The 15,997-nt window shown below is 63.3% G+C and carries 11 protein-coding genes; 2 read left to right on the top strand and 9 right to left on the bottom strand.

All coding sequences use genetic code 11. From position 1 onward, the window contains the following. Window positions 1–49: 49 nt before the first annotated feature. The 5 genes from I2I01_RS10655 to I2I01_RS10635 all read right to left on the bottom strand — a co-directional run bounded on the left by I2I01_RS10655 (window position 50) and on the right by I2I01_RS10635 (window position 4,530). On the bottom strand, window positions 50–712 hold the full coding sequence (locus tag I2I01_RS10655) for an urease accessory protein UreF (RefSeq protein ID WP_196286419.1): 663 nt from the start codon (window positions 710–712) through the stop codon (window positions 50–52). Window positions 713–793: 81 nt separating this feature from the next. Next, complete coding sequence (ureC, locus tag I2I01_RS10650) at window positions 794–2,509, bottom strand: urease subunit alpha (RefSeq protein ID WP_196286418.1); 1,716 nt, start codon at window positions 2,507–2,509, stop codon at window positions 794–796. 30 nt (window positions 2,510–2,539) lie between these two features. Continuing rightward, window positions 2,540–3,094, bottom strand: coding sequence for a hypothetical protein (locus I2I01_RS10645; RefSeq protein WP_196286417.1), 555 nt, complete (start codon window positions 3,092–3,094; stop codon window positions 2,540–2,542). Between the two features lie 2 nt (window positions 3,095–3,096). Then, window positions 3,097–3,831 (bottom strand): urease subunit beta, encoded by a 735-nt coding sequence (locus I2I01_RS10640; RefSeq protein ID WP_196286416.1) that lies wholly within the window; start codon window positions 3,829–3,831, stop codon window positions 3,097–3,099. Between the two features lie 162 nt (window positions 3,832–3,993). Continuing rightward, window positions 3,994–4,530, bottom strand: a complete 537-nt coding sequence (locus I2I01_RS10635; protein ID WP_196286415.1) for an urease accessory protein — start codon at window positions 4,528–4,530, stop codon at window positions 3,994–3,996. 264 nt (window positions 4,531–4,794) lie between these two features. Between I2I01_RS10635 and gltB the strand changes: the two genes are divergently transcribed. Together gltB and I2I01_RS10625 are read left to right on the top strand one after the other, a co-directional pair. After that, window positions 4,795–9,315 carry a glutamate synthase large subunit gene (gltB, locus tag I2I01_RS10630; protein ID WP_196286414.1) on the top strand — a complete coding sequence of 1,507 codons (4,521 nt, stop codon included), beginning with the start codon at window positions 4,795–4,797 and terminating at the stop codon, window positions 9,313–9,315. A gap of 170 nt (window positions 9,316–9,485) precedes the next feature. Further along, entirely contained in the window at window positions 9,486–10,955 is a 1,470-nt protein-coding gene (locus tag I2I01_RS10625) for a glutamate synthase subunit beta (protein WP_196286413.1), read from the top strand. 11 nt (window positions 10,956–10,966) lie between these two features. Here I2I01_RS10625 and I2I01_RS10620 read toward each other — a convergent pair whose 3' ends face one another. The 4 genes from I2I01_RS10620 to I2I01_RS10605 form a co-directional block, all read right to left on the bottom strand. Continuing rightward, window positions 10,967–12,511 (bottom strand): SulP family inorganic anion transporter, encoded by a 1,545-nt coding sequence (locus I2I01_RS10620; RefSeq protein WP_196286412.1) that lies wholly within the window; start codon window positions 12,509–12,511, stop codon window positions 10,967–10,969. 284 nt (window positions 12,512–12,795) lie between these two features. Continuing rightward, window positions 12,796–13,971 carry an FAD-dependent oxidoreductase gene (locus I2I01_RS10615; protein ID WP_196286411.1) on the bottom strand — a complete coding sequence of 392 codons (1,176 nt, stop codon included), beginning with the start codon at window positions 13,969–13,971 and terminating at the stop codon, window positions 12,796–12,798. A 32-nt stretch (window positions 13,972–14,003) separates the two neighbouring features. Further along, entirely contained in the window at window positions 14,004–14,762 is a 759-nt protein-coding gene (locus I2I01_RS10610) for a helix-turn-helix domain-containing protein (protein ID WP_196286410.1), read from the bottom strand. A gap of 155 nt (window positions 14,763–14,917) precedes the next feature. Further along, window positions 14,918–15,925, bottom strand: a complete 1,008-nt coding sequence (locus I2I01_RS10605) for an SMP-30/gluconolactonase/LRE family protein (protein WP_196286409.1) — start codon at window positions 15,923–15,925, stop codon at window positions 14,918–14,920. Window positions 15,926–15,997 lie beyond the last annotated feature (72 nt).

The raw sequence follows: 15,997 nt of genomic DNA, 5'->3' as shown, positions 1-15,997 counted from the left end.
TGGTTAATTCAACACGTCATGCTTCGCTACGCTCTGCATGACGGGCAGGCTAGTTTTGAAACAGCCGCGAATAAAGGTCCTCGTGCAGCACCTGCGCCGTATCGAGCACAAATGCCGAGCGGCTGGCCTCACGGTAGCCCTTTCCCTCCTGCCCCGCCAGCAGGTGCTCGAACACCGCGTAGAAATCGTGCTGCAAGCGGTGCCCCTCCAGCGGCCCCAGAAACCCGAGGCGGATGGCAGCGCTGAGCTGGTCGCGCAGCAGCATGTGCAGGTACATAGTACCGGTTTCGGCCAGCGCGTAGCCCGCCGCCCGCAGCCCCAGCCCAAACGCCAGCGTGAAGTGCGGTGGCACCTCCCCGGCCGCAAACCAGTGGCTGATGCGTTCGATGTCGGCCGCCGGGTAAAAGCCGGCCAGGAGCTTCAACCAGGTGCGGCCCTGCACGGCGCTGGCTCGGTGTAGGGCGGGCACCAGCAACTGGGCGTCGTACTCGGCGGCCATATCGGCCCGATTGGTGTCGAGGTGAAAGCAGGCGTTCAGGAACGGAATTTCAAAGCTGGCGGCCTGCTGCAGGTAGGCGTAGAGGTGCTGGCGCAACCCGGCATCGTCTCGGATAAGGCCCAGGCTGATGCTGCTTTCCAGCCCATAGGAATAGGCGAACGAGCCGGTGGGAATGGCCGAATCGACGAGGTGCAGGAGGCGGGCGAAGTGCATAGGACGTAGCGTGGACTCTGCGAGTCCGCGCATTGCAGGACGTTCAATTGGGCGCGGACTCGCAGAGTCCACGCTACAGTTCTAAAACAAGTTATACAGCTGCGCCAGCGGCAGCTTCGCGGCTGGTTCGCAGGTCAGATGCACCCTATCTACCATCACGCGGTATGTTTCGGGGTCGACGGAAATGTTGGGCAGGTAGTCGTTCAGGGCCATGTCCTTTTTGCCGATGTTACGGCAGTTTTTCACGGCTACTACCTGCTTCGTCAGGCCATACTTGGCCCGCACCTTTTCAACCGAGGCGGCCGATACGAACACCATCGAACTCTTGCCGATTGCCCCGCCCAGCGCGCCGAACATGGGGCGCGAGAACGAGGGCTGCGGCGTGGGAATGGAGGCGTTGGCGTCGCCCATCTGCGCCTGCGCGATGATGCCGCCTTTGAGTATCATCTCGGGGCGCGAGCCGAAAAAGGCGGGTTTCCAGAGCACCAAATCGGCCAGCTTGCCGATTTCGACGGAGCCGACTTCATGCGAGATGCCGTGGGCGCGGGCCGGGTTGATGGTGTACTTGGCCACGTAGCGGCGCACGCGGAAGTTGTCGGCCTGATGGTGCGCATCTTCGGGCAGGGCGCCGCGCTGCTGCTTCATTTTGTGGGCCGTTTGCCAGGTGCGGGTGATGACCTCGCCCACCCGGCCCATGGCCTGAGAATCGGAGGAAATGATGCTCAGCGCGCCCAAGTCGTGCAGGATGTCTTCGGCGGCAATGGTTTCGCCCCGGATGCGGCTTTCGGCGAAGGCCACGTCTTCGGGGATGTTGCGGTCGAGGTGGTGGCAGACCATGAGCATGTCGAGGTGCTCGTCGATGGTGTTCACCGTGAAGGGCCGCGTGGGGTTGGTGCTCGACGGAATGACGTTCGGCTCGCCGCAGATTTTGATGATGTCGGGCGCGTGGCCGCCGCCCGCTCCCTCGGTGTGGTAGGAGTGGATGGTGCGGCCCTTGAACGCGGCCGTGCTGGTTTCCACGAAGCCGCTCTCGTTCAGCGTATCGGTGTGGATGCAGACCTGCACGTCGTACTCCTCGGCAATGCTCAGGCACTGGTCGATGGCCGCCGGCGTGGTGCCCCAGTCCTCGTGCAGCTTGAAGCCCAGCGCCCCGGCCTCGGCCTGCTCGCGCAGGCCCTCGGGCTTCGAGGCATTGCCCTTGCCCAGGAACCCGAAGTTAAGCGGGTAGGCCTCGGTGGCCTTCAGCATGGTTTCGAGGTAGAAGGCGCCGGGCGTGCAGGTGGTGGCGTTGGTGCCCGCGGCCGGCCCGGTGCCGCCCCCAATCATGGTGGTGACGCCCGAGGCCAGCGCCTCCGGAATCTGCTGGGGGCTGATGAAATGGATGTGGCAGTCGATGCCGCCGGCCGTGAGCAGCTGGCCTTCGCCGGCAATGACTTCGGTGGTGACGCCCACCACCATGCCGGGCGTGACGCCGGGCATGAGGTGCGGGTTGCCGGCCTTGCCGATGCCCACGATGCGCCCGCCCTTGATGCCGATATCGGCCTTGTAAATGCCGGTGTAGTCGACCACCAGCGCGTTGGTAATCACGAGGTCCAGCGCGTCGGCTGGCCCGATGCCGGCGGCCTGGCCCATGCCGTCGCGCAGCACCTTGCCGCCGCCGAACTTGCATTCCTCGCCGTACACGCAGTAGTCTTCTTCTACCTGAATCAGCAGGTCGGTATCGCCGAGGCGCACCCGGTCGCCGGTGGTTGGGCCGTACATGTCGGCATACGCGCGGCGGGAGATGGGGAGGGACATATTTCCGGAGTTTATGTTGTCAAGGAGGCACTAAAATGTCTGCATCAAGTCAGCCACAATAGCAGCAGAATCAGCACTTAGTCGGCGATAATGCCCTTGCAAAGCGACGTGAGACAATTTGCCGTCTTTACTTTTTGAAAGGCCTTTTTCCTGACCAGCTTTTGGTCCTAAAAGCAGCTTATCAGCTACTTCTGTTGGCACGCTAAAGTCAAACCTAAATTTTGTTCCATTGCCTGTTGCGACATTATCGATGCAGGTTCTTGGAATACGAAGCCCCAAATCAGGCCGCGTCTTCAGCAGCTCAGTAGCTAAAGTGTCCCACATTTCACCATAGGGCCTGATTATATTCTGCTCTTTCAAATAGACATCAGCTTCTGTAATGCGCTCAACCTGCATTCGACCGAGGATAAATAACTCCCCGTTTTTTATTGAAACGGGATAAATGAAATCACCAGCAGCAACCTTGCCTAGAGAGGGTACAGAAGTGTGCGGCCCACCATAGACTACTTCAAAAGGGCCGTAATCATTGACCTGTACCAACCGTTTGCACCAGTCAGTAGGCCAAAGGATAAAATATGAATTCATAATTAGCTGCTGAATTTTTCTACTGCTATTTCTTTCTTTCCCGCCTCATCCAGCGGCCCATCAATCCAGCCATTGCCGCCGTACACGATGCGCTCGCCGCTGAGGGCCACCAATGTAACGCGCTTGCGTTCGCCGGGCTCGAAGCGGACTGCGGTGCCGGCCGGGATGTTGAGGCGGAACCCGTAGGCCGCCGCGCGGTCGAAATGCAGCGCGGCGTTGGTTTCGAAGAAGGGGTAGTGCGAGCCGACTTGCACGGGCCGGTCGCCCATGTTCACGACGTCGACCGTCACCGTGGCGCGGGTTTCGTTGAGGATGATGTCGCCGTCGGCCAGCAAGTATTCGCCGGGCGGCGGCGGGCCAGCGGGCGCGGCGGCCGGGGCGGTGGCGCGGGTCAGGCCGGAGCCGTAGAGGGCCAGGGCGGCATCGCCGGTTTCGCGGCAGATGGGGTGGTGCACGGTCACGAGCTTGGTGCCGTCGGGGAAGGTGCCTTCAATTTGAACTTCGTGGAGCAGGTCGGCCACGCCGGGCAGCACGTCGGCCAGGCCCAACAGCTGCTTGCCCTTGTCCATGAGCACGGCCACCCGCTCGCCGTCGCGGATGAACTCCAGCAGCTGCGTGGCGATGAGGGCCAGGGCTTCGGGGTAGTTCAGGAGCAGGCCGCGGGCGTAGCGCTTCTGCGCCACAAAACCGGCCTGGTGGAGGATGAGCTTATCGAGGTCTTTGGGGGCGAGGTGCATGGGCGAAGAGTGGTAAGGCTAAAGAGCGTCAGCGGGAGAGCGTCATGCAGAGCGCAGCGAAGCATCTCGCGTGGGGGAGTAATTCAATCGTCGCGATGTCATTATTTAGTGCTGCACGCGAGATGCTTCGCTGCGCTCTGCATGACGTTTTGAGCTGACGTTCTACCATCGCACGTTCCCGTAAATCATCCAGCCGCCATAGCCAATGCACAGCAGCGAGGACAAGGTAACGGTGCTGACCTTCAGCACCCGGCTAATGCGCATGCGCTTCGTGAAGGGCACACTGCACAGCCCAGCTACGATGAACATGCCCAGAATGGAGCCGATACCAAACACCGCGAAGTAGAGCACGCTAAGCCACGGGTCGCGGATTTCGCTCATCACCAGCAGCACCAACGCGCCGCTACCGGCCAGGCCGTGGAGCAGGCCCACGGCGTAGGCGGCGCGCGAAGGGGCCACGCCGGGGCGCACCCTGGCGGGCGGGCGGCGCTGGTCGAGCAGGCGGCTGATGCCCATGACGACGAGCATGAGCCCCACGGCAGCTTCGAAGTAACCGGAGGTGAGGAACGTGACGCGGCCCAGCAGGATGATGCTGCCCACGACCACCAGCGTGGTGGTGTGGCCCAGGCCCCAATAGATGCCGTCGCGCATGGCCTCGGCCAGGGTATCGCGACGGGAAATAAGGTTGCTTACGGCCAACAGATGGTCGGGTTCGAATGCATGCCCCATTCCGGCTACCGAAGCGAATAAAATGGGCACCAGGCCTTGCATTAAGAGGCTATTTGTTCAGAATAAATAGCCACAAACGTTTGAGGCCCTTATATCTGAGGTCAAAAAATAATTTTGCGAAAATGTAATCTGAATTTCTTGCATGAAGCTAAAATTCCTGCGGCTTCCGGTGTAACTTACTTTTCCGCACCAGCAATTGGCGCGGATAATCCGTTCACCTTGAACTTGTTTCGCATGAACCCCAACGCCGCCCAGGGCCTCTACCGCCCCGAATTTGAGCACGACGCCTGCGGAACCGGCTTCATCACTTCCCTCAACGGCCGCAAAACGCACCAGACTATCGGCGATGCGCTGACCATGCTCGAAAACATGGAACACCGCGGCGCCTGCGGCTGCGACGCCGACTCTGGCGACGGGGCCGGCCTGCTCATCCAGATTCCGCATTGGTTTCTGCTGCAGGAATGCGTGGCGCTGGATATTCGCCTGCCCGAGCCGGGCAGCTACGGCGTGGGCATGGGCTTTTTGCCGAAGGATGAAAAGCTGCGCGAAGCCTGCCGCGAGGTCATCAACGGGGCCGCCGCACGGCTGGGGTTTCCGCTGCTGGGCTACCGGCCGGTGCCGGTGAATCCGACCGGCATCGGTCCCACGGCGTTGGCGGCCGAGCCGGTGATGGAACAGGTCTTTTTCGGCCGGCCGGCGGGCATTACCAATCCGGAGGACTTCGAGCGCAAGCTCTACGTGCTGCGCCGCCTAATTTTTAAGACGGTGCGCGAGACGGTGACGGCCGCGATGGACGTGTTTTACTTCGCCTCGCTCTCGTGCAAAACCATTGTGTACAAGGGCCAGCTGACTACTTACCAGGTGCGCGGCTACTTCCCCGACCTCAGCGACGAGCGGGTGGTTTCGGCGTTTGGGCTGGTGCACTCGCGGTTTTCGACCAATACCTTCCCGAGCTGGAAGCTGGCCCAGCCGTTCCGGTTTTTGGCACACAATGGGGAGATAAATACGCTGCGCGGCAACCTGAACTGGTTTTATGCGGGGCTGCGCAGCTACGTGTCGCCCTACTTCTCGGCCGAAGAGATGGACATGCTGCTGCCGGTGGTCGACGCCGGACAATCGGATTCCGCTTGTCTCGACAATGTGGTGGAAATCCTGCTGCACTCGGGCCGCCCGCTGCCGCACGTGATGATGATGCTGGTGCCAGAAGCCTGGGACGGCAACACCCAGATGGACCCGCTCAAAAAGGCTTTCTACGAGTTCCACGCCACGTTTATGGAGCCCTGGGACGGCCCTGCGGCTCTCATTTTCACCGACGGCCAGCAGATTGGGGCCATGCTCGACCGCAACGGCCTGCGCCCGCTGCGCTACCTCGAAACCACCGACGGCCGCGTGCTGGTGGCCTCCGAGGCCGGCGTGCTCCACATCGACCCGGCCACGGTGGTGCAGAAAGGCCGCCTGCAGCCCGGCAAGATGCTGCTGGTCGACACCGTGGCCGGCCGCATCATCACCGACGAGGAGCTGAAAGCCCAGGCCGCTGGCCGCCAGCCCTACGGCGCGTGGCTAAACGAATACCAGATTCGCCTCGAAGAGCTGCCCGAGCCGCGCCAGATGTTCACGGAGCTGGCCGCCGACGCCGTGTTCAAGTACCATCAGGTGTTCGGCTACACCCGCGAGGACATAGACGTGCTCATTACGCCCATGGCGCTGGACGGCAAGGAGCCCATCGGCTCGATGGGCGTAGACGTGCCGCTGGCTGTGCTGAGCGACCAGCCGCAGCACTTGAGCAGCTACTTCAAGCAATTTTTCGCACAGGTGACCAACCCGCCCATCGACCCCATCCGGGAGCGGCTGGTGATGAGTCTGGCGACTTTCCTGGGTAACAACGGCAACATCCTCGACGAGGACAAACACCACTGCCACTGCGTGGCCCTGCGCCAGCCCATCCTCAGCAACCTGGAGTTGGAGAAGCTGCGCAGCATCGACACCGGCATGTTCAATGCCAAGACTTTGCAAACCTATTTTAAGGCCGACGGGCTGCCCGGCGCGCTGGAACGCGGCCTCGCCCGCCTGTGCCGCTACGCCGAAGACGCGGTGCACGACGGGTTTGAGGTGCTGATTCTATCGGACCGCGCGGTGGACTCGCTGCACGCGCCCATTCCCTCGCTGCTGGCGGTTTCAGCGGTGCATCACCACCTCATCAAGCTCGGCTGCCGGGGCTCGGTGGGCCTCGTGGTGGAGGCCGGCGACGTGTGGGAAGTGCACCACTTCGCCTGCCTGCTGTCGTTCGGGGCCACGGCTATCAACCCCTACCTGGCGCTGTCCACGGTGCGCACTATGCGCGAGGCGGGCCACCTGAACACCTCGCTCGACCAGGCGCAACTGACTTACAATTATATAAAAGCCGTGTGCGACGGCCTGCTGAAGATTTTCTCGAAAATGGGCATTTCGACCCTGCAGAGCTACCACGGCGCGCAGGTGTTCGAGATTCTGGGGCTGAACCAGGCCGTGGTGGACGCCTATTTCTGCGGCGCGGTAACGCGAATCGGCGGGCTGGGGCTCGATGAAATTGCCCGCGAAACGCTCTACAAGCACTTTCAAGGTTTCAAAACCACCACGCCCGAGGAGCAGACCTTGCTGCCCGACGGCGGCCTCTACCACTGGCGGCGGCGCGGCGAGGCGCACATGTTCAACCCCGAAACCGTGCACCTGCTGCAGCTGGCGACGCGGACGAACAACTACGCCACCTACCAGCGCTACGCCAAGCTAGTGAACGAGCAGCCGGAGCGCATGTTCACCCTGCGCGGCCTGCTGGATTTCGCCCGCCACCGTGACCCTATTTCGCTGGAGGAAGTGGAGCCGGCCGAGGGCATCATGCGGCGGTTTGCGACCGGGGCCATGTCGTTTGGCTCGATTTCACACGAGGTGCACAGCACCCTGGCCATTGCCATGAACCGCATCGGCGGCAAGAGCAACACCGGCGAGGGTGGCGAGGACCCGCTACGCTACGAAGTGCTGCCCAACGGTGACTCCATGCGCTCGGCCATCAAGCAGGTGGCATCGGCACGCTTCGGCGTCACGGCCCACTACCTCACCAACGCCGACGAGCTGCAAATCAAGATGGCTCAGGGCGCCAAGCCCGGCGAGGGCGGCCAGCTCCCCGGCCACAAGGTAGACGAGTGGATTGCCAAGGTGCGCCACGCCACGCCCGGCGTGGGCCTGATTTCGCCCCCGCCCCACCACGACATCTATTCCATCGAGGACCTGGCCCAGCTCATCTTCGACCTGAAAAACGCCAACCGCGCCGCCCGCATCAACGTGAAACTGGTGAGCAAGGCGGGCGTGGGCACCATCGCCGCCGGCGTCGCCAAAGCCCACGCCGACGTCATCCTCATTGCCGGCTACGACGGCGGCACGGGCGCCTCGCCCATCAGTTCCATCAAGCACGCTGGCCTGCCTTGGGAGCTGGGCCTGGCCGAAGCCCACCAGACGCTGGTGCGCAACCAGCTCCGCAGCCGCGTGGTGCTGCAAGCCGACGGCCAGCTGAAAACCGGCCGTGACCTGGCCGTAGCAGCCCTTTTGGGGGCCGAGGAATGGGGCGTGGCCACGGCCGCGCTGGTGGCCGGCGGCTGCGTGATGATGCGCAAATGCCACCTCAACACTTGCCCCGTGGGTGTGGCCACCCAAGACCCCGAGCTGCGCAAGCTCTTCACCGGCCAGCCCGAGCACATCGTGAACCTGTTCCGCTTCCTGGCCGAAGAATTACGCGAAATCATGGCCGAGCTGGGTTTCCGCACCATCAACGAGATGGTGGGCCGCCCTGAATTCCTGAAAGTGCGCGAGGGCATCACCCACTGGAAAGCCCGCCACCTCAACCTGGCCGACATGCTGCACCCCGCCGTGAACATCTCCGGCGGCACGCTCTACAACAGCGAGGTACAGGACCACGGCATCCGCGGCATCCTCGACTGGCAGCTGCTCGACCACGCCCAGCCGGCCCTGAACGAGCAGAAGCCGGTTTTTGCCGAGTTCGAGGTGCAGAACATCGACCGCACCATCGGCACGCTGCTTTCCAATGAGATTGCCAAGCGCTACCACGCTGCCGGCCTGCCTGCGGGCACCATCAACTACCGCTTCCGTGGCTCGGCGGGCCAGAGCTTTGGCGCGTTTAGCGTAGCGGGGCTGTCGTTCTCGCTCGAAGGCGAGGCCAACGACTACGTGGGCAAGGGCCTGAGTGGGGCGCAACTGGCTATCTTCCCCTCCCCCGCCGCCCACTTCGTGCCCGAGCAAAACATCATCATCGGCAACGTGGCGCTGTACGGGGCCACTTCCGGCGCGCTGTTCGTGCGCGGGCAGGCCGGCGAGCGGTTTGCGGTGCGCAACTCCGGCGCTACGGCGGTTGTCGAAGGCGTAGGCGACCACGGCTGCGAGTACATGACCGGCGGCCGCGCCCTTATCCTAGGCCAGACGGGCCGCAACTTCGCCGCCGGCATGAGCGGCGGCATTGCCTGGGTGTACGACCCCAACGGCACCTTCCCCGCCAATTGCAACCCCGAGATGGTAGAGCTCGACCCGCTGGACGCCGACGACGAGGACCAAATTCAGGAGCTGCTCCGGCAGCACGTGGCGCTGACAGGCAGCCAGGTAGCGGCGTTTTTGCTGGGCAACTGGCAGGAGGAAGCCGGGAGGTTCGTGAAGGTGTTTCCGAGCGAGTACAAGAAGGTGCTGCAAAAGGCTAGGTATGCGGAGGTGGGATAACACGGCAGGCGCGCGTCTCCGACGCGTGACGACTGAGTTCGAGCCTTTGGCTCGCCGCCGCACAAGTGCTTGCACGCCCTGCATTACCATCGTTCCATCCCCGAGCCTGAGGCTCGAAACCAGTCGGCATGCGTCAGAGACGCGCGCCAGCTGAACAAGATATTAAGACCATGGCCAATCCTACCGGTTTCAAAGAATTCGCCCGCCAGCTGCCGCCCAAAGCCGCGCCGCGGGAGCGCGTGGCCCACAACCACGAATTCGTGGGCACCTATAGCGAGTCCCAGCTTACCCAGCAGGCCAGCCGCTGCATGGACTGTGGCATCCCGTTCTGCCATTCGGGCTGCCCACTGGGCAACATCATCCCCGAATTCAACGACGCCGTGCGCGAGGAGAAGTGGGAAGACGCCTACCAGATTCTCAGCGCCACCAATAACTTCCCGGAATTCACCGGCCGCATCTGCCCCGCGCCCTGCGAGGCGGCCTGCGTGCTCAGCATCCACAGCAGCCCGGTCGCCATTGAGGAAATCGAGAAGCACATCATCGAAATTGCTTTCGCCAAGGGGTATGTGCAGCCCACCGCCCCGGTCCTAAAATCGGGCAAGTCGGTGGCCGTGGTGGGCTCCGGGCCGGCGGGGCTAGCGGCGGCGGCGCAGTTGGCGCGAGCTGGCCACACCGTTACGGTATTTGAGCGCGACGACCGGCCCGGCGGCCTGCTCCGCTACGGCATCCCCGATTTCAAGCTCGATAAATGGGTCATTGACCGCCGCATCGACTTGCTAAAGGAGGACGGCGTCAGCTTCCGTTGCAACACCGAAATCGGCCGCGACGTGTCGCTGGCCCAGCTCCGGCGCGATTTCGACGCCGTGGTACTGGCCGGCGGCGCCAGCGTGCCGCGCGACCTCAACATTCCCGGCCGTGAGCTGCCGGGCATCCACTTCGCCATGGACTACCTCACCCAGCACAACCGCCGGGTGAGCGAACTGGCGCTGACCGATGCGCCCATCTGGGTGGAGGGCGAGGACGTGGTAGTCATCGGCAGCGGCGACACGGGCTCCGACTGCGTGGGTACGGCCAACCGCCAGCGGGCGCGGTCCATCACGCAGTTTGCCCTCATGCACCAGCCCGGCACCGAACGCCCCGCCCACACACCCTGGCCGCAGGAACCGCACATTTTCCGCAGCAGCACCTCGCACGAAGAAGGCTGCCAGCGCTACTGGGGCATCAACACCAAGGAATTCCTGGCCGATGAGGCCGGCCGCCTCCGCGCCCTGCGCGTGAGCGACGTGACCTGGGAAACCGACGTGCTGGGCCGCCGCATCCGCTTCGAGGAAGTGCCCGATTCCGACCGTGAAATTCCCTGCCAGCGCGTGCTGCTGGCCCTGGGCTTCACCGGTCCCCGCATGGACGGGCTTCTGAACGAGTTGGAAATCGACCTCGACCCGCGCGGCAACGTGCTGGCCAACGATAAAACCTTCGTCACGAACCAACCCAACATATTCGTGGCCGGCGACATGCGCCGCGGCCAGTCGCTGGTTGTCTGGGCCATCTCGGAAGGCCGCGAGGCGGCGCGGCAAGTGGATTTGCTGCTGACTGGCAAGACCGCGCTACCGAGCAAGAATGCGGTGGGGATGTTTGCGTGAATTGACCGGCCTCAATACGCCCGTTCCTCCCCCACCACGGCGTACTGCGGGTCTTCCTCCACGTTCACCTCAATCAGTGCCCCCGCGTTACTCAGGAGCTGGCGGCAATCGGGGCTGAGATGGCGCAGGTGCAGGGTTTTGCCGGCGCGGTGGTAGCGCTCGGTCAGCTTGTGGAGGGCGTCGATGGCCGACATATCGGCCACGCGGCTGTCGCGGAAGTCGATGATGACTTCGGCCGGGTCCCGGGCCACGTCGAACTTCTCGCCGAAGGCTTGCACTGAGCCGAAGAAGAGCGGGCCGTAGATTTCGTAGTGCTTCACGCCGGCCGCGTCGAGGTGGTGGCGGGCGCGGATACGCTTGGCGTTTTCCCAGGCAAAGGCCAGCGCCGATACGATGACGCCCAGCAGCACGGCCAACGCCAGATTCTGCGACACGGCCGTGACCAGCGTCACGAGCAGCATCACCAGCACATCGGTGCGGGGCATGCGACGCAGGATGCGCAGGCTAGCCCACTCAAACGTGCCGATGACAACCATGAACATCACGCCCACCAGCGCCGCCAGCGGCAGCCGCTCAATGACGGGTGCGCCCACCACCACGAACAAAGCCAGCGCCACCGCCGCCACCACGCCCGACAGCCGCCCGCGCCCTCTCGATTCGAGGTTGACCATGGTCTGGCCAATCATGGCGCAGCCGCCCATGCCGCCAGTCAGGCCCGAGGCCACGTTGGCCAGGCCCTGAGCCACGCAATCCTGGTTGCCGCGGCCTCGGTTGTCGGTCATCTCGTCCACCACTGTGAGGGTGAGCAGGCTTTCGGTGAGGCCCACCAGCGCCATGATGAAGGCGTAGGGCAGCACCAGCGCAAACGTGGCCCAGGTGAAGGGCACCTGAGGCAGGTGCAGGCTGGGCAGCCCGCCCGCGATGGAGGCAATGTCGCCCACCGCCTTGGTTTGCAGCCCGCCGAAAATCACCAGCGCCGACGTAACGACGATGGCCACCAGCGAGGCCGGCACCGCCTTCGTGAGGCGCGGTAGAAAGTACACAATGGCCATCGTGAGGGCCACCAGCCCCGCCATCAGCAGCAATGCGTTACCGGTGAGCCAGTGCTCGGCCCCAGCCGCATCACGCACCTTGAACTGCTCCAGCTGCGCCATGAAGATGATGACGGCCAGGCCATTCACGAAGCCATACACCACCGGCTGCGGCACCAGCCGAATGAACTTGTCCAGCTTCAGCAACCCGATGGCAATTTGAATCAGACCCATGAGAGCCACGGCCAGAAACAGGTATTCGGCCCCGTGCTGCTCCACCAGCGCCACGATGACCACCGCAACCGAGCCCGCAGCCCCCGAAATCATTCCCGGCCGGCCGCCGAATACACTTGTGATTAAGCAGATGACAAAAGCCGACCCAATGCCCACCAGCGGGCTGATGTGGGCCAGCAGCGCAAAGGCTACTACCTCGGGCACTAGGGCCAATGCGGTGGTAAGGCCGGCGAGAATTTCGTTTTTAGGATTGGCTTTGTATTGCGAGAAATAAGCGGAAAGCGAAGACATTAATAGCGGAGAAAAAGGCAAAAGAAAAGCCGCACGCTTCCGGGGGGAAGCGGCGGCACGGGGGTTTCGGGCCTATTCTCAGGGTGGGGTGAGCTTGAAAATAACGCGAGGCAAGAAGGGTGTAGGTGCGCGCAAAGGTACGGTTACCGGTTTAGCTGAAGTGGATAAATAACGCCAAGCCAAGCGCAGCCGAGGTATCTCGCTTGGGCTAGCAATCCAAATATTAGGGGTTGCTGCAGCACGCGATAGGCCTCAGCTGCGCTTGGCATAACGTACTCTCATCATTACAGCATCGAGCCATGCGGCGCCCCAAACAGCTCCACCAGGTACCCCAGCGCCCCTGGCGCGTGCAGCCGCTCGGTCTGCTCCAGGGTTTCCTGGGCCACGGCCGAGGCACGCTGGCGCATGTGCTGCTCGTAGTGGGCAATGGCTGCCTGCACGGTTGGGAACTGCTCGCAGGTCAGGCACTCACTTAACTCCAGGGCGTCAAGCATGGCCATGTTCACGCCTTCGCCGGCGTAGGGCGGCATGAGGTGGGCGGCGTCGCCGAGCAGCGTGAGATTGGGCTGGGCGGGCCAGGTTTGGTCGAGGGGCATGCAGTACTGCGGCCGCGGCACACAACGGGTGGTTTCGCTGGCGAACAGCTCCTCCCAGATTTTATCCCAGCCCGCAAACTCCTGCCGGAACCAGGCCCGCACCTCGGCCGCGTCGGCGAAGTCGATGCCGCTGTCGCGGGCCCAGGTTTCGGGCATTTTGCAGCCGGTGTAGAAGGTCAGGCTGCCGTCGCCTTTGGCGCTTACCACCAAAGTTTTTGCATCATCAAGCGCAAAGATTTTCCCGCCCTTCGTCAGCGCGTGCAGTTGGGGCGCGTTTTGCACCGAGTCGTACACGGTGCCTTCCACGATGGTCACGCCCGAGTAAAAGGGCCGAATGGGCGTGAGCAACGGGCGGATTTTGGAGTTGGCCCCGTCAGCCCCGATGAGGATGTCCGCCGTGGCCGTGGCGCCACCTTGGAACGTGAGCTGCCAGCCGGCGCCTAGCGGCTGCACTGCAACCAGCTGGCTATCCCACACCACCGTGCCGGGCTGCAGCGAGTCGAGCAGAATGTGGCGCAAGGGGCCGCGGTCGATTTCGGGCCGGAACGCCGCGTCGCCGAACGTGTCGGCAGATGCATCGGCGTGCTGGTCGAGGGCTACGGTGGCGTGCTTGTCAGTCAGGCGCAGGCGGTCGGCGCCGGGGCGGTAGTGGGCCCGGAAGGCATCGAGTAGGCCCGCGGTGCGCAGGGCGGCCAGGCCCGATTCATCGTGCAAGTCGAGGGTGCCGCCCTGCACCCGCTCGCGGCGGCTGCGGTCGCGCTCGTACACGCGCACGGCGGCGCCCTGCTGCTGGAGCAGGCGGGCCAGGGTGAGGCCGCCGGGGCCGCCGCCCACAATGGCTACTTGTTTGTTTTGCAATAACATGGCTGAACGGATTTCGTAAGTTCAGCGCAAAATTATTTTGGGGGCAAAGCCGATAATTGTATAAATCGGTCGTCTTCGTTGCGGGCCAGCTCTTTGGGCACCACGCCCGCGTATTTCTTGATTTCGCGGATGAAATGGGCCTGGTCGGCAAAGTTTTCCTCCGGGAATAACCGGCCCGCTTTGAGCTGCGGCAGCAAGGCCCGAAACCGCAGAATGTTGGCGTAAGCCTTCAGCGAAAGGCCGAAGTGCTGGGTGAAGTACCGATTGATTTGCCGACTGCTCCAGCCCGCTGCTTCAGCCAGGGCCTCCACTGTCATGGTCCCGTTGCTGGCGTAGAGCTGCTCGAACAGCTTCCGCTTCCGGGCATCAATTTCAGCGGGCAGCTGCTGCGCAATGTGCGCCGCGGCTTTGGCGCAGAAACTGTCGAAATCGTGCAAGTCGGCCGCGCCCATGCCCAGGTAGTTGGGCGGCAGCAGGCACCCGCTTTCCAGCAAGCCGGCCAGCCGAACGGGCAGCAGGTATTCTGCCGCCAGCAGCTTCAGGCTAATGGCAAACACGGGCCGGTGCGGCGGAATGACCTGCGCGCTGGGCTGGGTGTCAAGCCCCCGGAGCGTCACCTGGTAGCCCTCGGGGGCCGAATCTGTAAAGAATAGGTCAATCCGGCCGTCGGGGATGAGCACCATGGGCTGGGCTGCATCGGCATGGTTGGCCAGCATCCAAAAGCTCTCCACGAACCCGGCCAGCGCCGGTGGCGGCTGGCACTCCAGGTGCTCAATGTCGCTAAAAGCCATAGTAGTGGTAATCAAATTTCCGGTGATGGCAGCGGCTGCCCAGCAACAGGGGCCGGCCCAACGACGGAACGCAGCACCACAACACCGCCCTTGTGCATCGGCCGGCCACCAGCCAGCTGACGCACAAAGGCGCATTTTACTTCTTGAGCCAGGTTTTAAAACACCGCTTTGACAATGCGGAAGCGCGGGGCCGTGGCGCTGTACGGGTACAGCACGTAGGCATCGGAGCCGCGCTTGGTGATAGTGGTGGAGCTCACGGCCCCCGTGGCGAAGCTGCCCGTGGCCGTGGTGCTAACCCAGGCGTCGGAACTGGCCATGCGGAACACGGTGCCCTGGCTGCCGGCCACCACCAGCAGCGTGCTGTTGTCGAACAGCAGCAGACCGTCGGCCCCCACGAGGCTTTGCGTCTTGGTCACCGCCGTGAAGCCGGCGGGGTTGCTGAGGGGCACTTTGTACAGGGTGCCATCGCTCGTTTTGGCCGTGAGCAGGTAGCCGTCGGGGTGGTACACAATGCCGTTCAGGCCGAAGCCGGTGCCGCCGCTGAGCTGGCTATTTTCCAGGAAAACCGTGGCGTTGCCCTGCAAATCAACCTTGTAGATGATGGGCGCCATGCTGTCGGTGATGTAGGCGTTGCCGGCCGCGTCCACGGCAATGTCGTTGGCGAAGTGCATCTGGGTGGGGCGCAGGGCGCCCAGGTCCACGAAGCTGCTCACAGCGCCGGTGCCGGTATTGAAAATGGCCAGGGCCGCTAGCTTGCGGTAAGTGGCTTGGTTCTGCACACTGGGGTTAAAATTGTTGTCGGACACGGCGGCCAGCAGGCGCGAGCGCGAGGCATCGAGGTTGAGGCCGATTGTGGAAACCAGGCGAGAATCCCGGCCGAACTCAGCGTAGGTGCTGTCGTCGCGCACGGTGCCCACGATGCCTTTGGCGCGGGAGCTCACGAAGAAGCGCTTGTTGGCCTCGTCCCACTGAATGCCTTCGGGGTAGACGCCGGCCTGCGGCACGCTGATGCGGCTGGGATTGGTGACGGCCGGCATGGCAGGCGTGTCGTCGTCTTTGGAGCAACCCGGCAGCAGGACCAGAAGTCCGGCTGCGACCGTCAGCCGCGCGAAACGGGGCAGCGAAGCAAAGCCGGCGGCAGCCGGTGAGAATCGATTAGCCATAATGAGCAGGAATAAGGAACAGTGGATGAGGTTCCTGGTTGTACGAACCTCATCCGTACGCGGCTGCTCAAA

It is taken from the genome of Hymenobacter properus (genome assembly GCF_015694735.1).
In the GTDB taxonomy this organism is placed as follows: domain Bacteria; phylum Bacteroidota; class Bacteroidia; order Cytophagales; family Hymenobacteraceae; genus Hymenobacter; species Hymenobacter properus.
The sequence above is the reverse complement of the archived record's forward strand: the minus strand, read 5'-3'. Positions and strand labels throughout refer to the sequence as shown.